Here is a 23,295-nt window from a genome sequence, read left to right on the forward strand (position 1 = left end):
CTTGATGATTGGCCAGCTTTTTTGCGTGGGCCCTTTTAGCACGGCCAGGCCGCTTTGAAGTCCAGCCTTTGTTTCAATTCATTGAATTGAGAAAACGGGATGATGCCTTCGTGCTGTAAGCGTCCCACCACAATCCCCGGGTGCAATGACAACTTCTCGGCAAAAGCAACAATGTCGCGGCGCGCTTTCAAGGTGCTAAGCTCAGCTGCATACTCTTGGGGAATCAAATAGTCCGCAGCCCACTGGTTCGCCTCGTGCTCCTGGTCTCCCTCTGATCGTCCTGAATTGGGGTCATCAAGATAGATTGATTCCTTCGCTCCGCTGCCTTTGCCGTGCAACAAGATATGGGCGGCCTCATGAAAAAAGGTAAACCAGAACTTGTCGTTGGTTTTCCCAAGCAGTGATAGCTGGATCAGGGGCTTGGTGAGGGCCAACCAACGCGCGACGCCGCTTACATGGCTACGCGGCACGGCTGGCACAAACACCAGACGCACCCCTGCCTCCGCCAATAGCCGTCTCATCTCGCCGGAGAATTCATCGGCCGGCGAGCGAGTCAGCCCTCGCACCTCAGCTAATGCCCTTTCAAACCGGCGAGCATTGTATTTGGGAAGATCCCCAAGCCTCTCGGCGCCATGCTCTCCCATACGAAGCCAGGCAGAAACCAGTCCGATGGGGTACTCCACCCGCTGGCTTCGGCGGAAAGACAGTTGCAGCTCAGCGTACTGGCTCTGCCATTCATCCGGCGTCGCCACTCGAAAAAACCGAAGCAGTTCATCGACAACGCCAGATTTGTTGTTTTGGGTGAGCCGGCACTCTTTGAGCATGCCGTGATCCATCAGAAACTTCACAGGAAACTGCTCAAGCCAGCCCACCCAATCATGACAGCGTGTCTGCGCTTCGATGCGCGCCTTATCCCGCTGATAATTCGCTTCCAGGTTAAGCCAGAAGTCAACACTCCCACCCAACACCCGCTCCAAGCGCTGAGCTGTATCGCGCGTAATCGTCGCATCGCCGTTGATGAGCAGGCTGAGGTGCTTTTCTGAGTACCCAAGCCGGCCGGCTAGATCCCGCTGCGACCAACCAGCTTCTTCCATGATCTCCGCAATGGTATCGCCTGGCAGGGAGACCCAATCTGGCTCAAGCGGTTTTGCCTCATTAATCATGGTAATCACCTATCAATATAATCCTGATCTCTGTAACGCGAGCCCAATCAATCCCGCCATCCTCTTTGGTTGGCCAGATCTCATGGGCAGGCTCAAATAAGAGCCGTCTGCCACCATCGAGGTCCACCGAATATTGACCGACACGATCACCCTTTAATGGATGAGGATCACCCGTGCGCAGATCGGTCACCGATGTGGCTGCTACTAACTCACCCCTTCGAGTAGCCAATTTCTTGGCGGCTGCCTTACCGAGTTTTTGTACCGCTTGCGATTGCACCTCGAGCAACTTACGCAGCTTTGCGTTCTTGACATGGATTTCCACGGGCGAAGGATTATATTTTAATTAACCACTTTGGTAAAGTTTTTTATCCCATCAGGTTCCGGCATTTTCAGTCAAGCTCCGGGGTTTCATGTGATCTTGCCCAACACCGGCCGCTCCCGCCCCACCCGCGGGAACTCGATCAGCAGGTAGTCATGCGGTAGCGCGGCAATCACCGCAAAGTCGGCGACCGCTTGGTGGGAGCGCAGCGAGGCGGCATTGTGGCGGCTGATGGTGGAGCGGGTGCGCATGCCTGCCAGCGAGGCTTGCCAATAGAGGTACGCCACAATAAAGCGCCCAATCCCTTTGCCGGTATGCGCGGGCCCGACCAGCAAACCGATGAACGCGCTGCCCGTGGGCGCCAACTTCAGCAGCGCATAGGCCGCCAGCGCATCCTCAACAAACAGTCCATAGGTCATGAAGCTGCGGGAGCGAAGCACGGCCGTGAGATCGGCTCGGCCAAACCCATGGGGATGAAAGTACGCCAAGTGTGACTCGGGCATGGCCTCGATAAAACCCTGCGGTGCGTAGAGGTCGCCATGCCCCAATAGGCGCATGACCAAACGCTGCCTGCCACTTCATCGGCGCACGCACTTTCGTGGGCTGCGCATTCATGTTCCATCTGCAGTAATCGCCAGTCCACGCGGCTTGACAAAAATGTCGCATGGGATAGACTCCACTACGAGTTCACTGCCTATCGGCTTTGAACCTATCGAGGTTTCGGCCGCTGAACCCGCGTAGCGAATCAGCGGCTTTTTTGTTGCCTGCCATCACCGTTCACCTCTGAGCAAACGGACACATTCAGCTCTTGACCACTGCGGGGAGCTCCTGATTTTCTTGATACTGTTGTCCGCCTGGTAACAGGTCACGAAGTTCGTTTTCAGTGAACCATCGGACTTCAATCGCATCGCAATCACAACGACAAAATCTTCGTAGACCACGGCCACGCGGCGCTTTGCGTCGTATTGGCGTGAGATCTGGACCCAACCAATGTCTAAAATCGCGTGACATCACTGGTTCCAACTAAGGTGACAGAGGGGCCGTTGACCCCACAGTAATTATTGGGTGTCGCTTCTCGGATCATCGAAGCCACTCGTCTTCATCTTCATCATCGAAGTAAACGTCTGGGCTACCGATTACCTCAATCATGTGGAAGCGCTCACCTTTTCCTTCCAGTTCCTCGTGAAGATGTTCTAACTCATTTACCACCAAGGCCTTGGCGGCGTCTGATTGAAAGCAATCCAAATAGTCACCAACAAGCGCCGGATCGAAATCAAGTGCGGGGATACCCCGCAGGAACTTCAAGTACCCCGATGTTGTTTTCGTATTCATGAAGAAGAGTAGAAGCTCTTTCCATAATACGTTCTCAGCTGGGGTATCAGCCTCTCCCAGAAAGATCGTCTCCGCCTTCGATCCGCGTCGCAGTTCGTATGTATATAAATTAAGCTCATCCGCTCGTGACCATATAATTCTGTATAGCTCGCGGCAGATGGTCTGCACGACTTTTTGTAGGAGCTTCTTGTATCGAGCGTCATTAGGGGTTCCGATCAGTGAGCCTGGCTTCGGCAACTCCAAACCGAGTTGCTTCGAGAAGTATCTGCACAGTGCGTCCCGTTCTTTCTGTGGATCAGTGATCGACGAGATGGAGAAACGGTCGTACCGATGGCTCTTATAAAAGGTCGCCAGCAACTTCAGAAATTCGTTGTGGGGTCCCGCTACGTTTATTGGGACGTGGCGTCTAACTCTATGAAGTAAATCCAGATGATTGTGCGTAATTAGAGACTTTTCTAAGTCTTCCTGGTCTACGTCTTCAGCATGCTCCAGAAGCACGACTGCAATCTTCAATAAACGCTCTATGCCGACGGCCAAGTTATAAATGACCTCGAATACTTCGTCAGGTTGATCAAGGTTACGAAGCTCGTAAAACCTGCGTAATCCGTTATAGGTGAACGCCCCAGAGATACCGAGTTCTTCACCAAGCCTGAAGTTCTTCCAAAACTCCGCTGGATTCATACCGATCCTCACGCCAACCCCATCAACGCTTCACAACAGCTGCGGCTCCGAAGGAACCGTCAGACTGCTTGTGATGGTTAGTGGGTATGACTACGCTGCCGTTTCAAACTTAATTTGCAACCCCAATGCTTTTGCAATTTTGGCAACGGTAGAGAAACTGGGGTTGCCTTCTTCTGAAAGAGCTTTATAAAGCCCCTCTCTGGAAAGCCCCGCGTCTCTGGCAAGCTGGCTCATATTCTTGGCGCGGGCAATGACCCCAAGCGCATGCACGACATAGGCTGGATCGTCACCACCTTCCTCGAGAATCGCTTCTAGATATTCTTGGATATCGGCGTCAGTTTTCAGATATTCCGCTGAATCCCAACGACTCAGTTTAACGCTCATTTCTATACCTCCAGTTGCTGGGCCAACGCTTTGGCTTTCGCAACATCTTTACTCTGAGAACCTTTGTCACCCCCAGTTAGAAGAATGACAATCACTGAAGAGCGCCTGGTGAAATAAATTCTATAACCGGGGCCGTAGAATAGCCGCAATTCGCTGACCCCATCGCCGACCGACTCAACATCACCGAAATGACCCTGTTCCAATCGGTCAATTCGAGCCTGGATGCGTGCCTTTGCCTTTCGGTCACGAAGCCTCGTAAACCAGCGTGCGAATTCTTCAGTTTTGAAGACTTCCAGCATATGCGCACTCTAGTTAACAATTGCCAACATGTCAACCGTGGTTAACACTGATGCAAACCCCCTCACAACCCCAACACCGGCCTGCCCCGCCCCACCCTCGGGAACTCGATCATCAAATAGTCACCCGGCAGCTCGGCAATCACCACAAAGTCGGCGACGGCTTGGTGGGAGCGTAGCGAGGCGGCATTGTGGAGGCTGATGGTGGAGCGGGTGCGCAAGCCTGCCAGCGAGGCCTGCCAATAGAGGTACGCCACAATAAAGCGCCCAAGCCCTTTGCCGGTATGCTCAGGCCCGACCAGCAATCCGATGAACGCGCTGCCCGTGGGCGCCAACTTCAGCAGCGCATAGGCCGCCAGCGCATCCTCAACGAACAGTCCATAGGTCATGAAGCTGCGCGAGCGAAGCACGGCCGTGAGATCGGCTCGGTCAAACCCATGGGGATGGAAATACGCCAGGTGCGACTCGGGCATGGCCTCGATAAAACCCTGCAGCGCGTCGAGGTCGCCAAGGCCCGCCTAGACGCATCATTCGGTTTAAGGCCCTAGTCAGCCGCATTGACCATCGTTATTCATCTAATTTACGATCCGAAGCGTCGACCCCGGATCCGCCTCTGCTTGCGCATGCGCCCGGGGTTCAGTTTTTCACGACGAGCCATTCAGCCTCGCGTGTCGGGCGCGATTGGTCCTATTGCAGATCGAGCAGAAAATAATTACGTCCCCTTTTCAGCCTATAGACCAAGCTTGCTAATGCTCAGGCAACAATCTTGAACTGCGTCGCTTTGGCTACCGGCTTCAGGCAACGACGCCCGGCAGGTTTGAGCTCGACCAGGCCATAGTGGGACATGGTTTTGAGCGTCCTGGACAAATTGCTTTGCTTGCGCCCGGTTCGTTCGGCGAGTTCGCGGATCGACGGAGGCTGCTCTGCAGCAATAACCTTCAACAGCAACCTATTTTCATCACTCAGCACCTCTGCCAATGAGCGCATGGAGGGAAACCATACCTTCGGATCGCCGGGCTTGGGCTTCAAGTCGCCTTTGGCAATCTTGATCACCCGCTCCCGCATCTTATCCTGGGGCAAAATCCCGATAGTTAACCTTTTCATCGCTTTTTCAGCTCCCTCAAAACCTCGTCGACTTCAGCGAAAAAGTGCCTAAGCAATTCTTCCGGACACGAAAATGCATAAATCACCGGCTCGCGCTTCTCGAACGGATGGCGGTGATCAAAGGGCACTTTTTGCGCCTCATGCCTTTTCCCAGTCTGCTTCAGACCATGAGCGTTGTCATAACCCATCAGGCGTTTTCCATCGCGCGCATGAAGGGTCAAGGAATACTTGATCCCGTGGGGTCTCTGCTCAGTCTCCTCAGCTCGCCGCGCCTCGATTTTGATCCACGAACCATCCTCCTGCACCAGAATTTGACCGTGTAGGTCAAGAAGAATCTCCAAACCACAATAAATCATATCATCAGTTGATATCTTATTTCACAGGCGATTGGGGTAATCCCCCCGAAAAACAATCGAGGTAATAAGTGGAATTTTGTACCCTGATGAAGACAGGAGATTCCACATGCGACAATCACGTTTCACTGACAGCCAGATCATGGCGATACTCAAGCAGGCTGAGGCTGGCCTATCGGTTCCCGAACTCTGCCGCGAGCATGGCATCAGCAACGCAACCTTCTACAAGTGGCGCTCCAAGTATGGCGGCATGGACACATCCATGATGAAACGCCTGAAAGAGCTTGAGGACGAGAACCGGCGCTTGAAGAAGATGTACGCCGAGGAGCGGCTAAAGTCCGAGTTACGCAAGGAAGCCCTCGAGGGAAAGTGGTAAGGCCGTCTCATCGCCGTGAGATGACCAGCTGGCTGATGGCAGAACATACCGCTTGTTCAACGTCATTGATGACTACAACCGAGAGGGACTGATCATTGATGCTGACTTCTCATTGCCGGCCGAGCGGGTGATCCGCTCATTAACCCAACTGATTGAATGGCGTGGCAAACCCAAGGCGATTCGCTGCGACAACGGTCCAGAACTCGTCAGTCATAAGCTGGTTGAGTGGGCGAAAAGCCAAGGCATCGAACTGCGTTATATACAACCTGGGAAGCCCCAACAGAATGCCTATGTCGAGCGTTACAACCGAACCATTCGCTATGACTGGCTGAGCCACTATCTGTTCGACTCAATCGGTGAGGTTCAATACTTTGCCACCCGTTGGCTCTGGACATACAACCACGAACGACCGAATATGGCTTTGGGCGGCTTTACCCCCAAGCAAAAGATGGCGATGGCTGCCTAAGGAGCTCTACTTATCGCCTCGGTTATAAATGGGGGGATTACCGTTTCACACTGTTCGTAATAATCAATTGCGAGTCGAAACTCTTCCCGAGCCTCTGGATGGAACGCATACTTCACTATGAAAACCGCTTCGAGATCTCGGCAAACACCTCTTCACCTGATACTGGCTTGGCTGAGCCTGATTGAATCTCATCCAACCGTCGCTTCGCGACTCCCGCCCACTGTTTGTCAATGTCTAAGTTCGGTGCATTTAAGCCCTTGAGCACCAGGTCAGCTATCTTCGCGCGCTCATCCACAGGAAGTGATTCGATTTCTCGCAGCAGGTCTTCTGTTTTCATCACGACGCGTCCTCCACACTGATTCAACACCCAGCAAGCTTAATGCATACGGCCCTTAATCCCCAATTCACTTCCCGGCTTCGAGTATGCCCCCACTATCACAACCCCAACACCGGCCTTTCCCGCCCCACCCTCGGAAACCCGATCAGCAGGTAATCATTCGGCAGCTCGGCAATCACCACAAAGTCGGCGACGGCTTGGTGGGAGCGCAGCGAGGCGGCATTGTGGCGGCTGATGGTGGAGCGGGTGCGCAAGCCTGCCAGGACAGAAAATAAATCCGTCCCCTTTTCGCTCCTTTTCGGCCCTCATTGCGAGGCTTCGCAGAAGCCGTGGCAATCCATATATCAGAACCCAACCTCTTTTTGATGCCGCACTGCCAAAACCGTGACAGATTGGTGGTCAACTCGGTAGCGCACCACGTAACCGCTGTCGCCAAAGTCAATTAACCAGTCGCGGAATTCGTCATCCATCTCTTCGACAGGGCGGCCCACACCCGGTTGCGCCTCCAGCACCTTCACTCCTTGGCGAATGGACTTCACGGCGCGTTTCGCCGCGTCCAGATTCTTGGGCTTGAGAAAATCATAGAGTCGCTTGACATCGGCCAGCGCGGCCGGAGACCAAATCAATCGAGACATTTAAACGTGCGCATCGGGTGGTTCAAGGTCATGGCCCTGTTCGAGCTGAGCCATCCAGGCGTCGGCCTCATCGGCAGTCACGTGTAATCCGTTTTCACGAAAAGCTTCCCAAGCATTGAGTGTTTCCCGACGGAACGCCTCTCGCTTCTCTTCGCGATCGACATACTGCGTAATCGCCTCGCGCATCAACCAATGTGACGAGCGTTGCCGCGCATCGGCCAAGCGCTTCAAACGGGCTTTGATGTCCTCATCAATCTTGATCGCAACCGGGCGGACAGCAGAAGAAGTCATGTGACTTACCCCTCGAGAGTAGTTGGAAGTATTACCTTACTATACCCTCTCCACCTTGGCCACAGCATGTTGATGCCGCCCACCTGCGCTGGATCGCCACGCGACTACGTCGCTCGCGATGACGAGAAAAGTCATTGCGAGGCTTCGCAGAAGCCGTGGCAATCCATTCCATCACGCCCCCTGCACCATCCTTCGAATGCCCTCGGCTAGGCTCACTGGCGGCGTCCAGTCCAGCAGCTCGCGGGTGTGGCGGCTATCGATCTGTAACGACCCCACCAGGCGATCAACTTCCGCCTGCTTACCCAAAGCCCGCCCCGCTAGGCGCAGCAGCGGCACAGGTACGGGTACTAAGCGCGCGCTGCGCCCCAACCCCGCCGCCATGTGGCGCAGCAGATCGGGCGTGGAGACATCCTCGCCATCCGACACCAACAACGTCTGCCCCGCCGCCGCGGGATGATCGACACAACGAATCAACAGATCCACCAAATTATCCAGCCCAATCAACGAGCGCTGATTGTGCACCGCGCCCAAGGGCAAGGGCACGCCCGAGCGCACCAGCTTCAGCAAGCGCGCCAAATTGCCCTTGGCACCCGGGCCATAGACCAGCGGCGGGCGCACCACCACCACCTCCAGGCCCGTGTTCGCCGCCACCGCCCACAACGCCTGCTCGGCCTCCCATTTGGAGACGGCGTAGTCCTCAACGGGGTTGGACGCATCAGAAACAAAAAACGGCCCGCGGCCGTTTGTGTGAATCCCCAATACCCCAATCGAACTCAGATACACCAACCGCCGCACCCCCGCAGCGGCCGCCTGCTCCGCCAAGTGCCGCGACCCATCCACATTCACCGAGCGATACGCCGCCAGCGCATCCGCCTCGGTCTCGTGCATCACATGCGCCCGGGCCGCGCAGTGAATCACGCAATCCACCCCCGCCAATGCGGAAGACCAATCCGTAGCGGCATCCAGATTGCCGACTGCGACAGGCTCAATGCCGGAAGCCAATGAAAAAGAAGAATGCAACGACCGAACAGCGCCGCGCACGGCAAAACCACGTGCGTCTAATTCACGGCAAAGCGCTGCACCGACAAACCCGGAAGCACCCGTGACCAAAATCACGGCACAGACTCCAGCAATTCTTGATAAATCTCCAGATGCCCTTGCACGATTTTCTCGATGGCAAATTCACGCTCTGTCAGCAACCGTCCGGCCTTACCCATCGCCACACGCTCAGCCGGATGTTCAATCAACCACTGCAAGGCATCGGCTAATTTTTCAGGGGATTTCACGGGCACCAATAAACCGGATTCGTTTGGAACGATGGCATCCCTACAACCCGGAACATCGGTTGTGACCACCGCGCGGCTGGCTGAAGCGGCCTCAACAAGTGCTTTCGGTAAACCCTCACGATAAGACGGTAAGCAGACGATATGCGCCTTTGCATACAACGCCGGAATGTCTTTTTGATACCCCAGCACCTCGACCACACCCTCATCCCGCAAAGACTGCAGTTCGGATTCAGTCAAACCCGTTGGGTTCTTGGTATCGGCATCACCCGCCAGCCAAAAACGCGCTTCTATTCCACGCTCCCTCAGCAACCGCGCAGCCGCTACAAAATCATACACGCCTTTATCGCGTAACAGGCGCGCAGCAAAACACACCGTCGGCACACCGTCCGGCTCATCTAATTGCGTGAATGCAGTCAGATCGACCCCAGAACCCCGCAGTAGCCGAATTTTCTGAGAGTCCAGCACACCCCAATTGATCAAAACACTCGCATCATCCTGATTTTGCACAATCACACGCTGGTTAGGATGACCAAACGCCATTCGATAAATGGGATAAAGAAGCGCCCGAAACGCACGGCTTCTCAGGTCTGAGCGAATAAATACACTCCCCAAACCAGCGACTGCAGAAACCACGCCTCGGACCCTTGCCAAGCGAGCAACCAACCCACCGTAGAGGTATGGCTTGATGGTGACCAAATGCACCAAGTCTGGCCGCAGCAATCGATACAAACGCCAGACTGAATACAACGACCGCAACTCTTGCAAGGGATTCGTGCCACCACGCTGCATCGGCACAAAGTAGGTTGGAAAACCAAGCTGCGCAACCAGTTCAGGCGAAACGCCGCCTAATTCCCCGTGGCCAACACTGACTTCATAACCTTCTGCCGTGGCAGCTTGGGCAATCGGCAAACGATGCGACAGGAAATAGCTCAGATCATTAACAAGGATTAGCAGCTTGATAATTCCACCTAATTCAAAAATGGAATCTACAACCGCAAATCCGCCGCATCCGACGGCAGCAAATATTTCAAGTCATAGATCACAGAATCCGCTTTACCAAAAGCTCGAATACGCTCAGGCCCAAGGTCTTTGAACTCCGCATGAGCAACCGCAAGAATCATCGCGTCATAGGCGCCAGCGCTGGGGTGCGGGATTGGCGTAATGCCGTATTCGTGTTCTGCTTCTGCCACGCTGACCCACGGGTCATACACATCGACCGCAATGTTGTATTGCTTTAACTCACTGACAATATCCACCACGCGAGTGTTGCGCAGATCCGGGCAGTTCTCTTTGAAGGTCAGGCCCATCACCAACACTCTGGCGCCTTCAATTTGGATCGACTTTTTGATCATCGCTTTGATTAATTGCGACACCACATAGGCGCCCATACCGTCATTTAATCGCCGACCTGCCAAGATAATTTCAGGGTGATAGCCAATGGCCTCGGCTTTATAGGTCAAATAATATGGGTCCACGCCGATACAGTGCCCGCCGACCAGACCCGGGCGAAACGGCAGGAAGTTCCATTTGCTGCCCGCGGCTTCGAGCACCGCCTGCGTATCAATGCCCATCTTATTAAAGATCATCGCCAACTCGTTAATCAGGGCGATATTTAAATCGCGCTGGGTGTTCTCAATCACTTTGGCGGCTTCGGCGACCCGGATGCTGGGCGCTTTATGCGTGCCGGCAGTGATGATGTCCCGATAGAGTGCATCCACGACCTCGGCGATCTCGGGCATAGACCCAGAGGTCACCTTCTTGATCGTGGTGACGCGGTGCTCCTTATCGCCCGGGTTGATGCGCTCCGGGCTGTAGCCGCAGAAGAAGTCCTGGTTAAAGGACAGGCCCGACTCGCGCTCCAGAACCGGCACGCAGTCATCCTCGGTGCAACCCGGATACACGGTGGATTCATAGATCACAATGTCGCCGGCCTTCAGCACCTTACCCACCGTTTCGCTGGCCTTGAGCAAAGGCCCCAGGTCGGGGCGCTTGTGCGCATCAATCGGCGTCGGCACAGTGACGATATAACAGTTAACCGAGTGCAGATCAGCCAGATCTGTGGAAAAACGCAAATGGGAAGCCGCACGCAGTTCGTCTTCTGTGGTTTCCAGTGTTACATCCGTACCCTCTTGCAACTCGGCGATACGCTTGCGGTTAATGTCAAAACCGAGTACTGGCCGGTGCTTGCCGAACTCCACCGCCAGTGGCAGGCCCACATAGCCCAAGCCGATGATGGCGAGTTTCAAATGATTCAATTCCATGGGGTTACTCTTTTAAGACGAAATAGACCGCGATCAGGCGTTCTGGCTATACCAATCGACCGCTTCGGTCAGCCCTTCGCGCAAGCGGTGCGTGGGCGCATAGCCCAGAAAATTCGCTGCCTTGCTGATGTCGGCCAGACTATGGCGCACATCGCCTGGGCGAAAATCGCGGTAAGTGGGTCTAGCATCCTCCAAGTGCGGATAACGCGAAAGAAGTTGCTGCTGAATTTCGCCATACAACTCATTCAGCGTAGTGCGATCGCCTACAGCCACGTTATAGACCTGATTGACTGCGTCTGGATTGTTCGTGGTGGCTGCCAGCAAGTTGGCTTGCACTGCGTTATCGATATAGCAGAAGTCGCGGCTGGTTTCGCCATCGCCATTGATATAGACCGGTTCACCTTTGATCAGGGCCGCCGTCCACTTGGGAATCACTGCCGCATAGGCACCATCCGGGTCTTGCCGACGACCAAACACATTGAAGTAACGCAGCCCGATACATTCCATGCCATAGGTCTTGGCAAACACATCGGCATAGAGTTCATTCACCACCTTGGTGACCGCATAGGGTGACAGCGGCCGGCCAATCTTATCTTCCTCCTTCGGCAGATCGGGATGATCGCCATAGGTGGAGCTGCTCGCGGCATACACAAATCGCTTGACCTTCGCATCGCGCGCGGCGACCAGCATGTTCAGAAAGCCATCAATGTTATTCGCATTGGCGGTGATGGGGTCTTCAATCGAACGCGGCACCGAACCCAGCGCCGCCTGGTGCAGAACAACATCAACGCCGTCACACGCCTGTTTACACGCAGCCAGATCGCGAATATCTCCTTTGATAAAGCGAAAGCGTTGCCATTGCTCGGCAGTGACTAATGATTGCACTTCAACCAGATTCTTCTGGTGTCCCGTGGAGAAGTTATCCAACCCAACAACGGTTTGGTTCTGCTTCAGCAAGGTTTCTAAAAGATTGGAGCCGATGAAGCCGGCGACGCCGGTGATGAGATATTTCATTTGTTGATGGCCTCGTTCCATGCAGCGTAATCACAACTGCCCGCGCTATCGGAATTAAAGTGAATCTGACATCGACACTCAAAAGCAGTATTGACCGAGTTCAATTATTTTGCTCCGCCAAAACGTCACGATATGTAGCCAGATACTGATCAGCCATTTTTTCTAAAGTAAACTTTTCCGATTGCTTGCGGGAAGTAGTGGCCATGCTTTTAAAACCTTTATCATGTATATTTTCCACCGAAGCACGGATGCCACTAACCCATTCATCCACAGATTCAGGTGAATCTACCAAAATTACTGAAGGATTATCCTCGTCCAACACCTCGCGCAGACCGTCCACATTGGAGGCTACCACGGGTAAACCCGTAGACATTCCCTCTACTGCCACCAGACCAAATCCTTCCCAAAGCGATGGAATTAGCTGAATATCTGCCGCATGCAGGTGGGCCTCGATGTCATCGGACCAACCTAACAACTTAACCTTATCTCCTAATTTCAAGTCTTCGATTAATCTTTCAAGGCGTGGACGCTCAGAACCTTCACCAATGATTGTGTATGATTCGACTTCATCTCTTAATTGAGCAATAGCAATGATCGCCGTAGCAAAATTCTTTCTGGAGGAAAGAGAACCAATCGAAATCAACCGAGCAGTTCGCCCTTCAAGCGTTGAGCGTTCAATGACAGAATAAACGCGAGAACCATTGGGAATGGTAACCAACCGCTGAGCGATTTTTGGTCCCACCCAATTTTCGAGCGATTTCTTCACACCGTCACTGATACAAATAATGCGTTCGTATCGCGAATATAGAAGACGCTCCAACAACCAAATAATAGGGATATTACGACGTTTATTAGTTGTGTTGTGTTCGGTGTATATCAGCTTGACATTATTCAACCCAAGGCTTGCCAGACTGGCATAGAAAAAAGGCCAGGTAAGGTGAACATGAACAATTAAATCACTATTTTCACTACGGGCAAGGCTTTTCAGGGCTTTACGGATTTTGAAAATGTTAAATGGACTACGAGGATTTACTCCGAATACAGTTTCGTTTTGACTTTGAGTATGTTTATCTGCAACAGAATAAATAACGTGCGAATCTAATTTCTGACTCAGATAGATTCTATGTAGCTCCCGAACAAGCAACTCTGCGCCTCCACCTATTGGTGATGAGATTATATTTATTGCAATCATCAATAAGATATGTTTCTGTATACTTGGCCGTAAAAAATAGATAGCGAAAACAGAAATGCCAAGAAATAAGCGGAAAAAAAAGACGGTATAAAATTAAATCCTAATAAAGCTATTACGATCGAATAAAAGATAAATTTGTTTTTTGAGAAAATAATGTGGTACGCAGAGAATAACCAAAGAAAAAAAAGACTGCTAAATACTAAACCTCCCATGACAAGAGAATAGGTAAGTATATGGTGCGGTATTGTACCAGAATCATATCTAACTGGATCCATCCAACTGCCAAATAATGGAAATGCCATCCAGTAATGAATGGCCTGCATGACACTCTCAACCCTTCCAGTGGATGCAAGCGTTACTTGCCTTACGCCTATAGCTGATAAAACAAAAACAAGAAAACCAACTATAATAAAGATACTTATACCAAGAAAAATAGAATTTTTACTTAACGTACCAGTTACGGTAGACCGAAATAGTGCATAGATCAGATAAAAGAAACAAAACAAGATCAACGCAGCGATTCCAGTTCTTGCAGACGTTAACACAGAAGCTACCAAAAGCAATACAGAGACGAAAATAGAAATCCATCTAGAAAAAATAATAAACACGAGAGGGATTGCACTAACAAAATAGAGCGATAGGAAACTAAAGTCTTTCCATAAAAAACTGAAGGCTATACGCCCACCCCCAAAAAGAGCAACCCGAAAAACTTCATTCCCAAGAATAAAAAAAGAATAAACCTGAAATAACACCCCTACAGCACAAAATATTACACCAATAACATAAATTTTAATTATATGATTGTAGTTTTTGTAATTAAAATCTTTTTTTCTCAGAAGAAACGGCCATAGCAAAAACGTCAAAAATAATAAGTAAGAAGTAATAAACTGAGCATTACCAGAGACAGCGAGTGAAATAATTGCAAACATTAAAATAATATAAGAACACGATAAGATATATCGATTTCTATACACTAAAAAACTACTGAACCGAGAACAAAATATTTGGTATAAAAAAAGAAAAACATAGACTAATAGAACACCAAACGGAGCAACACGTAATCCATGATGCGAATAATATGAAAAAGGCACTAAGGCCGCGAGAGATATTGGTATGATATTCATGGACTTTAATTTTGAAATAAATTTATAAATAAATCAGAATAAAAAATAAAATATTTCCCAATACTATTATTGTATTAACACTTTTAATACAAGTTTCGTTTAGATTTTTTATTGAATTTTTTTAATTTCTTAAATAAAAAATCAGGGAGGGTGCGTGCCGCTATCATTTTGGCAATAGATGATATGAACCCATATTCTATTTCTAGCCGTGGTCGACCATAAGCAGATAAAAGCTCGCGGGTTTCGAGCCACGTTTGAAGACCACCGCTTAAGCCTCCTGAACGGAAAAAGCCAACGGGTTGGTCCATGCATGCATACTTTATGTGTGCCAGAAGTAGTCGAAGTAAATAGTCATAGTCCGCACTAAGAGCATACTTCTCATTAAATAAACCTAAATTTTTATATATATTTATTCTTACATAAACGCCTTGGTGGGGACTTGGCATTTCATTCCACATACGCTCATAAATTTCATAATTAGCCAATGGCTTCACAATACCAAATACTTTTCCATCTAAATATGCTAACTCGACCGGAGCCATTGTGAATCCGGCATTGTGTTCTGCTAGAAGTGCCTCAGCAATATTCTCGACCGTATGCAAGTAGATAACATCATCTGCATTTACTAAACCTATGATATCTCCGAGCGCCAACCGAATTCCTTTGTTCATTGCATAATAGATACCATCATCGCTCTCACTCAACCAGTAATCAATCGCATGTTCATATTTTCGAATAATATCAAGTGTCCCATCCGAAGAGCCGCCATCGATGATGATATATTCGACATTGTCATAGGCCTGTTTGATGACGCTGAGGATGGTTTCTTCGAGATATTGTTCTCCGTTAAAAACAACGGTGATTACTGTAATCAACGGTTTTTCTTCGCTGCTTTTTTTGAAGTATCCCTTTGTGCGCAACCCGCCTACAGCTCTACAGCCTTCACCTTCGGGTTGGAAGATGATGGTTTCAAATTGATCTTCAGGTTTGTGTGCAGCTTTCAGCTCCGATTCAACTACCTCAGGCGCCACTTTGCGCACAAGGCGCGTTGTGCTATACGCAGGATCCAATTCAATCCAATCGGTCATCTGATTCCCTGTTGTTCAAAAATTCTGCCGCCGTGCCCTGCCCCCCCCGCCGGTACGAGTAGATTCAGCACAAGTACATTCTTTGCTAAACCACCTAGTCATTGACCTTTCCCCAAAGTCTGCGCCATTAGCTCGATGAGATCTTGGTTATTTTATGCTGCACGTTTGGCAAACTCCAAAGGTGGCAGATAGCCCAGTGAGCTGTGGGGTCGAACCTGGTTGTAATGGTCCCGCCACTCATCGACTGTATTTTTGGCTTCCTCAATGGATCTGAACCAGTGCTGATTCAGACATTCGTTCCTGAACTTGCCATTGAAGCTTTCGACAAAAGCATTCTGGGTGGGCTTGCCTGGCTGGATAAACCCAAGCTTTACCCCAGTATCTCGGGACCAGAAGTGTATAGCCTTGCTGGTGAATTCGCTGCCGTTGTCCATGGTGATCATTCTCGGCAGTCCCCTTGAGGCAGCTAACTGGCCTAGATATCGAACGACCTGATGCCCGGAGAGCGAAAAGCCAATCAGCTGGCCGACCAGCTCTCGGGAGAAGTCATCCACAATGTTCAGTATCCGAAAGCGTCTGCCATTGCTGAGCTGATCTGCCACAAAGTCCATGGACCAGCGCTGGTTTGGGATCGTTGGGACTTCCATGGGAAGACGAGGGCGTTGCAGTTTCTTGCGCTTCTTGGTTCTCACTTGGAGGCCCTCCTCACAATAAAGACGATAAGTCCGCTTCTTGTTGATTACCAGCCCCTCGCTTTTGAGCAGGCCATGCAGCAACAAGTAGCCGTAGCGCGCATTGGTGCTCGCCAGAGCCTTGAGACGGGCCCTCAGTGCATCATGACGGTGCCTCATCACGACCCTCTCTTCGTTGATACCGGAGGGATGAGCGACTCACGCTCGCCAGCTCACAGGAACGGCGTTGACTGATCCCAAACTGCCCAACCAAATGCTTCACCACCTCTCGGCGCTTGGCTGGGCTCACCACTTTTTTGAGAGCACGTCCTTCATGGCCTCAACTTCAAGTAGCTTGTCAGCCAGGATGCGTTTGAGCTTGTGGTTCTCAGACTCTAGCGCCTTGAGACGCTTGGCGTCATTGACTTCGAGGCCAGCGTACTTGCTTCGCCAGTTGTAAAAAGTCCCTGCTGAAATGCCTAAATCACGGCATATCTCGTCAACTTTGACCCCGGCTTCATGACGCTTGATGGCTTTGATGATCTGTTCTTCGGTATATCGCTTCTTCATATGAGATCTCCTCGTTACATCGTAATGGAAATCTCATCGAACTTTTGGCGCTTATTTTGGGGGAAAGGTCACCACCTTTAACGTATGAAAAAAACTCTCAACCGGCGCATTATCGTAGCAGTTGCCTCGGCCGCTCATGCTGGCGATCAGTCCATGGCGGCGGATCAGAGCTCGGTGCTGCCAGCCACAGTAAACGCTGCCACGGTTGGTGTGCATGATTACTCCGTGGGGCGGGCTGCGCCGGGCGATGGCTGCTTCGAGCGCGCCACAGGCGAGTTGCCCATCAATTCGTTGACTGCTCGCCCAGCCAATCACCTTGCGGGTGCAAAGATCGATGACCACTGCCAGGTACAGCCAGCCCTGCGTGGTGCGCAGGTAGGTGATGTCACCAGCCCACTTCTGATCAGGGCGCTGCGCGCTGAAGTCCTGGTCAAGCAAGTTGGGTGCGACACCCAGCCGGTGGCTAGAATCGGTGGTGCACCTAAAGCGTCTCGCCGCTCTGGCACGCAGACCCAGCCGGCGCATGCTCTCGGCCACTGTCTTGCGGTTCATCGGCATGCCCTCGGCTTGCAACTCTTTGGCAAGGCGAGGCGCGCCATAACGGCGCTTTCTCGCTTCAAAGAGCTCAACCACCTTAGCATCTCGTTCAGCCTTGGCCTGTTGACGCTGCAAAGCCATCTCAGCCCGACTCAGCCAGGCGTAGTAGCCACTACGCGAGACACCCAGAACAGCACATTGCCTGGCAATTCGGTGGCTGAGCCGATGCTGGTGGATGGCGGCGTACTTCAATCCAGCTTCTTTGCAAAGTACGCCGCGGTTTTTCCCAGTATCTCGACCTCTTCGGTCTTCTCAGCCAGTTGGCGCTTGAGCCGGGCATTCTCCTCGCGTAGCTCACGCTCCCGATCGCTCACACCTCGCTCGTGCGCTGCTTTCGATCGCCACTGATAGATCTGCGTGGCATAAAGCCCCAGTTCGCGGGCCGCTGCTGCAACGCCAATTCGCTCGGCCAGCGCGAGCGCCTCGGCTCGATACTCTGCACTGTAGCGAGCGCGTTTTTGTTCCGACATCACTTTCACCGTCGTTGCCATGGTTCACCTCCAGTTTACTAAGTTACTGTGGTGTCCACTGCAAGTGGGTAAGATCGACACGCCTGCGCGAAACTGCTCAAAAACCTGCGCCAACGGTACGCGCGTTCCTATAAACACTGGCTCGCCCGAACACACTTCGGCCTGTCGCTCAACCAAAGAGACGCCGCGCTTGGCAATGCGCAAGGCGCTCTGCGTGCTGCGCACAATCTTAGTCAGGTCTAGCGACACTGGCACATCCCCAGTGCGGGTTAGCTTCAGGCCTCTTCGCTCCCAGCTACCTGCCAAATGTTTTTTTGTACTTAACACCGCATACACATCACGACGATCTGCCCGATTCAACTGCATGCCCTCGGCCTCCAGAGAGCCCTTGAGCCTGAAGTACACGACATCACGAAAACCCAGACGATGGCGCTTGCGACCATTGGCCTCATGAACTGTACGTTATGTCGATTGGGCTGAAGAGATAATCTGCTCGTACACCGCCCGATACTGCGCCGCGACCACGGGGGCGGCAAATCGCGCCTCTGCCCGCTCCCGCGCTTGCTGGCCCAATAGCCCGCTGGATGGCCCTGTCGCCCCCTGCGCCAGCACCCAGGCGATGCCGTGGGCGAGGTCTTCGGTGTCGAAGGCCTTGGCGAGGTAGCCAGTGCGCTGGTGCTCGACGATGTCTGGCAGTCCGCCGGTGTGGAAGGCGATCACCGGGGTGGCGCAGGCGTGGGCTTCGACGCCGGTGTTGGGCAGATTGTCTTGGCGCGAGGGGATCACCATGGCATCGGCGGCGCTGTAGAGCGCGCGCAGGCTGAGGTCGTCGTGCAGATGACCGGTGTAGTGGATGGGGAAGCCGAGGTTGGGGGGGTGACTGCGGCGCTCGTTGGCCGAAGACAACGAGTTCCATGCCTTGAGCGCGGGGATCGTCGCGCAGGTGTTTCAATGCTTGCAGAAGCAGATCAAAACCCTTGTGGTGGGCGTTGTTCGCGCCATAGGAACCAAACAGCAACATCGGCACATGAGCTGGCAATCCCAACAACTCTCGTGCGAGCGATTGCTCCAACGGCTTCCAGCGCTCCGTATTGATGGGATTCGCCACTACCGATACCGGCCAATCGCGCATCAGCGCACTGTCGCGCACGCAGTCGGCCAGCCATTGGCTCGGCGTCACGATATGCATGGGTTGTTGCCAGTGCTTTCGTTTTCGCTGCCAAGTCCAGCGATTGAGATCAAAACCAGATTCGTACGAAGGGCGGTTATCGCGACGATATCCGTCTAGCCAGCGATGATTCTCGGTGTAGTGCTCCGCGCCGCAGAACGCCCACATGTCATGCAGGGTCCAGACGATGGGCTTTTGGATGCGACCGATGTCGGCGATAGAGAGCATCTCGCCCTGCACCCAATGCGAAGGCAGAATCGCCGCCAAGTCGCTGCCGTCTTGGCCTGTAATGCCGGTGATGAGTGCTTTTTTAACTCATGGCCTCCAATGTTCAGAAAAACGCTTTCATGTCGCGCAACTGATAGGCTCGACCCAGCCAATTAAAAAACTCTGCTGGTGTTTTCATTGAATGCGAATAAGAATTTTTAGATAAGCTCGGTAAGGCTATCGCCAACAATAAAATGGCGAATCTAGTTCTCTTTGTGAGGCTGATATCAAGCCCGGACACTTCCAACAAAGGGACAACGACAGCGTCTAAATCACCATTCAAGAACCCCGCTAAAGTGGCCTTACTGTAAACCGACCATCCAGCAACCACACCCAAGGGATGGACGAAAGCCGCACGCTCAAGAACTGGAAATGTGTCTATAAAGTGGTAACCCGATTGGGTTATGACTGCATTGTGCGGGCTGTTATCACTACCTGATGGCACATAAGTCGTGTTAATCACATCTCTGATTTCCAGCAACTCACCTAAAAAACGCTTAAAGAAATCGTCTTCTACAGACTGTAGGAACCCCTTTCCCAATGCGTCATTCAAATCTACAGCTTGACATTTACAGTGGGAGCCCTCGTCCGCGCCCTGGTCTTGCATATGTTGAGCCAATCTCGTGTAATCTTGACAGATGGTGCCCACCACGGATTTGGCGTCACCCGCAGACAAATCACGAATATGCTTTCCTTCCAGCAACTGCTCCTCAATAAACTGCCGGCAGTGCGAGACAGTAAAACCCGGAGCGTTCACAAAAGTCTGCCACGTCCTTCTTTCACTTTCTTGCTCCGGAGTTACCACTCCAAAGCCGTAATATCGGATAAGACTTCCTCGAATCTCGTCAAAAAATATCAGACCACCATCGGAAGGAATCACAATCATATCGGAGGAAAAACGTGCGCGCTCAGTCATCTTCGCCTTGTGTTCACCAACCCTTACAACTCTGGTCTTTGGCAAAGACTTTAGGCTTCGTGCTATTTCGCGTAGACGGCCTCGCCCTTTTCCACCTTTAGCTATATCAACATGGAGTTCCTCTTGAAAGGTTCTCCAGTGTTTCCACAGGTACCCATTTTTGGAAATCCAGAACCCCGGACGCATGCAAACTTGGGCCTCGAACGCGGCCCTCTGCAATCTCTCAGTTATCATACTTTCCTCACAAAAATCATTTCCTCATCTAGGCCCTGTCTAAAACTAATCACCCATTCGCCTTCTTCGGCCACCAACTCGTCTAAGCAACCCATGTTGGCGCGCATTTCACGGATATTCAGCTCTTTCATGGGTGCTCTATGTATTGTGCTGCAAATGAGGATTTGCTAGCACGAACCCCTGTGGTCGTCAAACCAAGACAGTCCGGATTCACGCTGTTTTCAGGACTCAGCAATGCTCGTACACCGCCCGATACTGCTCCGCCACCACCGGCGCGGCAAACCGCGCCTCTGCCCTCTCCCGCGCTTGCTGGCCCAATAGCCCGGCTGATGGCCCTGTCGTCCCCTGCGCCAGCACCCAGGCGATGCCGTGAGCGAGATCCTGGGTGTCGAAGGCCTTGGCGAGGTAGCCGGTGCGCTGGTGTTGGACGATGTCTGGCAGTCCGCCGGTGTGGAAGGCGATCACCGGGGTGGCGCAGGCGTGGGCTTCGACACCGGTGTTGGGCAGATTGTCCTGGCGCGAGGGGATTACCATGGCATCGGCGGCGCTGTAGAGCGCGCGCAGACTGAGGTCGTCGTGCAGGTGGCCGGTGTAGTGGATGGGGAAGCTGAGGTTTGGCAAATCAGGTTTAAACCTCTCACTACTTCATAAAGCCAGATGGCGATAACCACTGATAAACCCGATACAACCGTCTTATTTTTCGAAATATGCGTCTCGGCAAACTCGCAATCGCTGCTTGTGGTTTCCAACTAAATTGAATGGATTCCAGTTGCTTGATAGCCTCTTTGAGATCATCACAGTACGGCTTATAAACATACTGCTTCAAAGCTAACGGCAGCGAATATTGCCCAATCAACAATTGCTTCCGAGAAAGAATTCTCAGCCCATGAAAGTGATAAAAGACTGCACGAGCGTAGGGAAAACGCATAGCGTTCCATGGTGCCAACGCGCGTTCTTTGTCCTGCAATATATGCACGAGTGCTTCAAACCGCTCTGGCCAATCGTCAAGATATTTTTGATCACCGAACTTGCCGTCTTCAAAGCGCGCATAGCACCATTCAACACAGCGCTCTTCCCACCACTTGCGAACCATCTCACCACCATCGCGCGTAAATGTCATAAATTGCACGCAAAACTGACCAGATGTTGCCGAATGATCATATTCGGGCGCATAGGCATGATCGGTAATAAGAACGTGTTTTCCTGATGCATCCAACTCATCAAAGAGTGGTTTTGGGTGCTTGCGAAACCACAAATCTGCATCCAAGTAAGTCACACGCTCAACTGTTGCATCAGCCTCAAAGACAAAGCGCGGAGCAAATGGCGTTAATGTCCAGCAATATTCATTAATCTTTCTTCCCGGCTTAACTGATAGCAGTTCCTCTGTTTCCAATGCGCTTAGTTTCAACAACCGAACATTCGGCAATACCAGTCTTCCGAGCACATCATAGGTTTCATCATCAACGCACAAAATCCATAGAACATAATCTCGCACATGCCTTTCCATTGATCGATGCAGTGCCAAGCCTTGAGGCAGGAACAGACTATTGAAGAGCGTTACGAAATGTTCCATCAAGCCACCCGAAAACGATTGACCGCATCAATCACCGTTTGCACATCGGTATCACTCATCTGCGGGTGACAAGGAAGCGACAGGCAAGTAGCCGCATGCTGTTCACTCACATGTAATCCATCTGGGTCACGTTGAATCGATAAACACGGCTCTTGGTGATGCACTGGCACCGGATAATGAATCAGCGTTTGCACGCCTTCGTTCGCAAGGTGCGCCTGCAAGGCATCACGTTGAGCACAAGTCACGACAAACAGGTGATACACATGCGCATCTTTCGACTCAGGAGCTGCAAGCAAGCGCACTGAAGGATTATTCATTTCATCACGAAACGCCTGCGCAATCGTCTGTCGCCGTGACGTGAATTCCTCAAGCCACTTCAAGCGCTCAGTAAGCATCGCTGCTTGAATTTCATCCAGACGGCTATTAAGCCCTAATTCCGGATGATGATAGCGAACACTTTGCCCATAATTCCGCAGGCGGCCAGCCTTTGCAGCGATATCAGCATCATTCGTCACCAACATCCCCGCATCGCCGGGCGCTCCAAGATTTTTCGTGGGGTAAAAACTGTACGCGCCTGCAACTCCATAACTTCCAGCAGCGCGTCCCTCACTCTTTGCTAAATGGGCTTGTGCACAATCTTCAATCAAATAAAAACCCCGTTGCTCACAAAACTGTTGAAAGGACGCAATGTTGCAAACTTGGCCATAAAGGTGCACCAAAAGAACCGCTTTCGTTTGTTGTGTCACGCATCGTTCAACACTATCCAGGGAAAGCAGTGCCGTGTCCGCTTCAATATCTGCCAGCACAGGAATGGCACCCGCACGATAAATTGCCAATACAGTGGCAAAAGCCGTCATTGGCGTTGTGATCACTTCATCGCCCGGCCCAATATTCAGCGCGCGCAACGCAATTTCAATGGCATCTATCCCATTGCCAACCCCAATGGCATGTGAAACGCGACAAGTACCTGCCCAAGCTGCTTCGAAATGCTCCACTTCTTTACCCAGCACATACCAACCCGACTCCAGCACGCGTTGCGCCGCTGCCAGCATGTCTTCGCGCAACGCTGCCGGCTCGGATTTGAAGTTATTCATTAAAATCATTGAAACTACTCCAGAATTGCAGCC

At 51.9% G+C, this 23,295-nt stretch carries 29 protein-coding genes and 2 pseudogenes; 1 reads left to right on the forward strand and 30 read right to left on the reverse strand.

The window, feature by feature from the left end:
* Nucleotides 1-35 precede the first annotated feature (35 nt).
* From CKX93_RS02970 to CKX93_RS03010, 9 genes are all read right to left on the reverse strand, one after another.
* On the reverse strand, nucleotides 36-1,163 hold the full coding sequence (locus CKX93_RS02970) for a HigA family addiction module antitoxin (protein ID WP_076755079.1): 1,128 nt from the start codon (nucleotides 1,161-1,163) through the stop codon (nucleotides 36-38).
* A complete protein-coding gene (locus tag CKX93_RS02975; RefSeq protein ID WP_076755081.1) occupies nucleotides 1,156-1,485 on the reverse strand; it encodes a type II toxin-antitoxin system RelE/ParE family toxin in 330 nt (109 codons plus the stop codon). The genes CKX93_RS02970 and CKX93_RS02975 overlap by 8 nt, the downstream gene beginning before the upstream one ends.
* Nucleotides 1,486-1,571: 86 nt before the next feature.
* Nucleotides 1,572-2,039, reverse strand: a complete 468-nt coding sequence (locus CKX93_RS02980) for a GNAT family N-acetyltransferase (RefSeq protein ID WP_076755083.1) — start codon at nucleotides 2,037-2,039, stop codon at nucleotides 1,572-1,574.
* 523 nt (nucleotides 2,040-2,562) lie between these two features.
* Nucleotides 2,563-3,495 (reverse strand): hypothetical protein, encoded by a 933-nt coding sequence (locus CKX93_RS02985; protein ID WP_076755084.1) that lies wholly within the window; start codon nucleotides 3,493-3,495, stop codon nucleotides 2,563-2,565.
* A 90-nt stretch (nucleotides 3,496-3,585) separates the two neighbouring features.
* The gene (locus CKX93_RS02990; RefSeq protein ID WP_076755086.1) at nucleotides 3,586-3,879 is read right to left on the reverse strand and encodes an addiction module antidote protein; all 294 of its coding nucleotides are present in this window, start codon (nucleotides 3,877-3,879) and stop codon (nucleotides 3,586-3,588) included.
* A gap of 2 nt (nucleotides 3,880-3,881) precedes the next feature.
* Entirely contained in the window at nucleotides 3,882-4,178 is a 297-nt protein-coding gene (locus tag CKX93_RS02995) for a type II toxin-antitoxin system RelE/ParE family toxin (protein WP_076755088.1), read from the reverse strand.
* Nucleotides 4,179-4,240: 62 nt separating this feature from the next.
* Nucleotides 4,241-4,648: a GNAT family N-acetyltransferase gene (locus CKX93_RS03000; protein WP_076755090.1), complete on the reverse strand. Its 408-nt coding sequence runs from the start codon at nucleotides 4,646-4,648 to the stop codon at nucleotides 4,241-4,243.
* A 280-nt stretch (nucleotides 4,649-4,928) separates the two neighbouring features.
* A complete protein-coding gene (locus CKX93_RS03005) occupies nucleotides 4,929-5,279 on the reverse strand; it encodes an HVO_A0114 family putative DNA-binding protein (RefSeq protein ID WP_076755092.1) in 351 nt (116 codons plus the stop codon).
* Nucleotides 5,276-5,620: a toxin-antitoxin system TumE family protein gene (locus tag CKX93_RS03010; protein ID WP_200799804.1), complete on the reverse strand. Its 345-nt coding sequence runs from the start codon at nucleotides 5,618-5,620 to the stop codon at nucleotides 5,276-5,278. The genes CKX93_RS03005 and CKX93_RS03010 overlap by 4 nt, the downstream gene beginning before the upstream one ends.
* Before the next feature lie 121 nt (nucleotides 5,621-5,741).
* On the opposite strand from CKX93_RS03010, the pseudogene CKX93_RS03015 reads away from it, so the two are divergent.
* Nucleotides 5,742-6,474, forward strand: a pseudogene (locus tag CKX93_RS03015) (transposase).
* 115 nt (nucleotides 6,475-6,589) lie between these two features.
* Here the strand turns inward: CKX93_RS03015 and CKX93_RS03020 are convergent.
* From CKX93_RS03020 to CKX93_RS03115, 21 genes and pseudogenes are all read right to left on the reverse strand, one after another.
* On the reverse strand, nucleotides 6,590-6,811 hold the full coding sequence (locus tag CKX93_RS03020) for an addiction module protein (RefSeq protein ID WP_076755097.1): 222 nt from the start codon (nucleotides 6,809-6,811) through the stop codon (nucleotides 6,590-6,592).
* 98 nt (nucleotides 6,812-6,909) lie between these two features.
* Entirely contained in the window at nucleotides 6,910-7,065 is a 156-nt protein-coding gene (locus tag CKX93_RS03025; RefSeq protein WP_234982784.1) for a hypothetical protein, read from the reverse strand.
* A gap of 90 nt (nucleotides 7,066-7,155) precedes the next feature.
* A complete protein-coding gene (locus CKX93_RS03030; RefSeq protein WP_076755099.1) occupies nucleotides 7,156-7,446 on the reverse strand; it encodes a type II toxin-antitoxin system RelE/ParE family toxin in 291 nt (96 codons plus the stop codon).
* The gene (locus CKX93_RS03035; protein WP_076755101.1) at nucleotides 7,447-7,737 is read right to left on the reverse strand and encodes a CopG family ribbon-helix-helix protein; all 291 of its coding nucleotides are present in this window, start codon (nucleotides 7,735-7,737) and stop codon (nucleotides 7,447-7,449) included.
* Nucleotides 7,738-7,908: 171 nt separating this feature from the next.
* Nucleotides 7,909-8,853 carry a UDP-glucose 4-epimerase family protein gene (locus CKX93_RS03040; protein ID WP_234982785.1) on the reverse strand — a complete coding sequence of 315 codons (945 nt, stop codon included), beginning with the start codon at nucleotides 8,851-8,853 and terminating at the stop codon, nucleotides 7,909-7,911.
* Complete coding sequence (locus CKX93_RS03045) at nucleotides 8,850-10,049, reverse strand: glycosyltransferase family 4 protein (protein WP_338065990.1); 1,200 nt, start codon at nucleotides 10,047-10,049, stop codon at nucleotides 8,850-8,852. The genes CKX93_RS03040 and CKX93_RS03045 overlap by 4 nt, the downstream gene beginning before the upstream one ends.
* A complete protein-coding gene (gene tviB / locus CKX93_RS03050) occupies nucleotides 10,010-11,284 on the reverse strand; it encodes a Vi polysaccharide biosynthesis UDP-N-acetylglucosamine C-6 dehydrogenase TviB (protein ID WP_076755104.1) in 1,275 nt (424 codons plus the stop codon). The genes CKX93_RS03045 and tviB overlap by 40 nt, the downstream gene beginning before the upstream one ends.
* A 33-nt stretch (nucleotides 11,285-11,317) precedes the next feature.
* Nucleotides 11,318-12,319 (reverse strand): SDR family oxidoreductase, encoded by a 1,002-nt coding sequence (locus CKX93_RS03055; protein ID WP_200799805.1) that lies wholly within the window; start codon nucleotides 12,317-12,319, stop codon nucleotides 11,318-11,320.
* 79 nt (nucleotides 12,320-12,398) lie between these two features.
* Nucleotides 12,399-13,490 carry a glycosyltransferase gene (locus tag CKX93_RS03060; RefSeq protein ID WP_076755107.1) on the reverse strand — a complete coding sequence of 364 codons (1,092 nt, stop codon included), beginning with the start codon at nucleotides 13,488-13,490 and terminating at the stop codon, nucleotides 12,399-12,401.
* Nucleotides 13,490-14,419, reverse strand: coding sequence for a hypothetical protein (locus tag CKX93_RS03065; protein ID WP_076755109.1), 930 nt, complete (start codon nucleotides 14,417-14,419; stop codon nucleotides 13,490-13,492). Before CKX93_RS03065 ends, CKX93_RS03060 begins: the two co-directional genes overlap by 1 nt.
* 278 nt (nucleotides 14,420-14,697) lie before the next feature.
* Nucleotides 14,698-15,702 (reverse strand): glycosyltransferase family 2 protein, encoded by a 1,005-nt coding sequence (locus CKX93_RS03070; protein ID WP_076755111.1) that lies wholly within the window; start codon nucleotides 15,700-15,702, stop codon nucleotides 14,698-14,700.
* A 152-nt stretch (nucleotides 15,703-15,854) separates the two neighbouring features.
* Nucleotides 15,855-16,943: pseudogene (locus tag CKX93_RS03075) on the reverse strand (IS3 family transposase).
* Nucleotides 16,944-16,994: 51 nt separating this feature from the next.
* A complete protein-coding gene (locus tag CKX93_RS03080) occupies nucleotides 16,995-17,732 on the reverse strand; it encodes an IS3 family transposase (RefSeq protein WP_143339920.1) in 738 nt (245 codons plus the stop codon).
* A complete protein-coding gene (locus tag CKX93_RS03085) occupies nucleotides 17,729-18,031 on the reverse strand; it encodes a transposase (RefSeq protein ID WP_084178630.1) in 303 nt (100 codons plus the stop codon). Before CKX93_RS03085 ends, CKX93_RS03080 begins: the two co-directional genes overlap by 4 nt.
* 3 nt (nucleotides 18,032-18,034) lie before the next feature.
* Nucleotides 18,035-18,376: a DUF433 domain-containing protein gene (locus tag CKX93_RS03090; RefSeq protein WP_076755254.1), complete on the reverse strand. Its 342-nt coding sequence runs from the start codon at nucleotides 18,374-18,376 to the stop codon at nucleotides 18,035-18,037.
* A gap of 96 nt (nucleotides 18,377-18,472) precedes the next feature.
* Nucleotides 18,473-18,916, reverse strand: a complete 444-nt coding sequence (locus CKX93_RS03095; protein ID WP_076755256.1) for a glycosyltransferase — start codon at nucleotides 18,914-18,916, stop codon at nucleotides 18,473-18,475.
* Between the two features lie 593 nt (nucleotides 18,917-19,509).
* Entirely contained in the window at nucleotides 19,510-20,361 is an 852-nt protein-coding gene (locus tag CKX93_RS03100; RefSeq protein ID WP_143339921.1) for a hypothetical protein, read from the reverse strand.
* A gap of 230 nt (nucleotides 20,362-20,591) precedes the next feature.
* On the reverse strand, nucleotides 20,592-20,726 hold the full coding sequence (locus tag CKX93_RS09515) for a hypothetical protein (protein ID WP_268753137.1): 135 nt from the start codon (nucleotides 20,724-20,726) through the stop codon (nucleotides 20,592-20,594).
* Between the two features lie 97 nt (nucleotides 20,727-20,823).
* A complete protein-coding gene (locus CKX93_RS03105; RefSeq protein ID WP_076755259.1) occupies nucleotides 20,824-21,216 on the reverse strand; it encodes a glycosyltransferase in 393 nt (130 codons plus the stop codon).
* A gap of 19 nt (nucleotides 21,217-21,235) precedes the next feature.
* Nucleotides 21,236-22,168, reverse strand: a complete 933-nt coding sequence (locus tag CKX93_RS03110; protein WP_076755261.1) for a glycosyl transferase — start codon at nucleotides 22,166-22,168, stop codon at nucleotides 21,236-21,238.
* Nucleotides 22,168-23,271 carry a DegT/DnrJ/EryC1/StrS family aminotransferase gene (locus CKX93_RS03115; RefSeq protein ID WP_076755263.1) on the reverse strand — a complete coding sequence of 368 codons (1,104 nt, stop codon included), beginning with the start codon at nucleotides 23,269-23,271 and terminating at the stop codon, nucleotides 22,168-22,170. The genes CKX93_RS03110 and CKX93_RS03115 overlap by 1 nt, the downstream gene beginning before the upstream one ends.
* Between the last annotated feature and the right edge of the window lie 24 nt (nucleotides 23,272-23,295).

It is taken from the genome of Ectothiorhodosinus mongolicus, from assembly GCF_022406875.1.
Taxonomy (GTDB): Bacteria; Pseudomonadota; Gammaproteobacteria; order Ectothiorhodospirales; family Ectothiorhodospiraceae; genus Ectothiorhodospira; species Ectothiorhodospira mongolica.

Coding starts and splice junctions, on each gene's coding strand:
- CKX93_RS03070 (WP_076755111.1), bottom strand. CDS start 15,702: ATGACCGATTGGATTGAATTGGATCCTGCGTATAGCACAACGCGCCTT.
- CKX93_RS02995 (WP_076755088.1), bottom strand. CDS start 4,178: ATGCTGGAAGTCTTCAAAACTGAAGAATTCGCACGCTGGTTTACGAGG.
- CKX93_RS03020 (WP_076755097.1), bottom strand. CDS start 6,811: ATGAAAACAGAAGACCTGCTGCGAGAAATCGAATCACTTCCTGTGGAT.
- CKX93_RS02990 (WP_076755086.1), bottom strand. CDS start 3,879: ATGAGCGTTAAACTGAGTCGTTGGGATTCAGCGGAATATCTGAAAACT.
- CKX93_RS03000 (WP_076755090.1), bottom strand. CDS start 4,648: ATGCCCGAGTCGCACCTGGCGTATTTCCATCCCCATGGGTTTGACCGA.
- CKX93_RS03005 (WP_076755092.1), bottom strand. CDS start 5,279: ATGAAAAGGTTAACTATCGGGATTTTGCCCCAGGATAAGATGCGGGAG.
- CKX93_RS03100 (WP_143339921.1), bottom strand. CDS start 20,361: ATGACTGAGCGCGCACGTTTTTCCTCCGATATGATTGTGATTCCTTCC.
- CKX93_RS02970 (WP_076755079.1), bottom strand. CDS start 1,163: ATGATTAATGAGGCAAAACCGCTTGAGCCAGATTGGGTCTCCCTGCCA.
- CKX93_RS03110 (WP_076755261.1), bottom strand. CDS start 22,168: ATGGAACATTTCGTAACGCTCTTCAATAGTCTGTTCCTGCCTCAAGGC.
- CKX93_RS03085 (WP_084178630.1), bottom strand. CDS start 18,031: ATGGCAACGACGGTGAAAGTGATGTCGGAACAAAAACGCGCTCGCTAC.
- CKX93_RS02985 (WP_076755084.1), bottom strand. CDS start 3,495: ATGAATCCAGCGGAGTTTTGGAAGAACTTCAGGCTTGGTGAAGAACTC.
- CKX93_RS03035 (WP_076755101.1), bottom strand. CDS start 7,737: ATGACTTCTTCTGCTGTCCGCCCGGTTGCGATCAAGATTGATGAGGAC.
- CKX93_RS09515 (WP_268753137.1), bottom strand. CDS start 20,726: ATGAAAGAGCTGAATATCCGTGAAATGCGCGCCAACATGGGTTGCTTA.
- CKX93_RS03055 (WP_200799805.1), bottom strand. CDS start 12,319: ATGGAACGAGGCCATCAACAAATGAAATATCTCATCACCGGCGTCGCC.
- CKX93_RS03115 (WP_076755263.1), bottom strand. CDS start 23,271: ATGATTTTAATGAATAACTTCAAATCCGAGCCGGCAGCGTTGCGCGAA.
- CKX93_RS03030 (WP_076755099.1), bottom strand. CDS start 7,446: ATGTCTCGATTGATTTGGTCTCCGGCCGCGCTGGCCGATGTCAAGCGA.
- CKX93_RS02980 (WP_076755083.1), bottom strand. CDS start 2,039: ATGCGCCTATTGGGGCATGGCGACCTCTACGCACCGCAGGGTTTTATC.
- CKX93_RS03090 (WP_076755254.1), bottom strand. CDS start 18,376: ATGCAGTTGAATCGGGCAGATCGTCGTGATGTGTATGCGGTGTTAAGT.
- tviB (WP_076755104.1), bottom strand. CDS start 11,284: ATGGAATTGAATCATTTGAAACTCGCCATCATCGGCTTGGGCTATGTG.
- CKX93_RS03060 (WP_076755107.1), bottom strand. CDS start 13,490: ATGATTGCAATAAATATAATCTCATCACCAATAGGTGGAGGCGCAGAG.
- CKX93_RS03065 (WP_076755109.1), bottom strand. CDS start 14,419: ATGTTTGCAATTATTTCACTCGCTGTCTCTGGTAATGCTCAGTTTATT.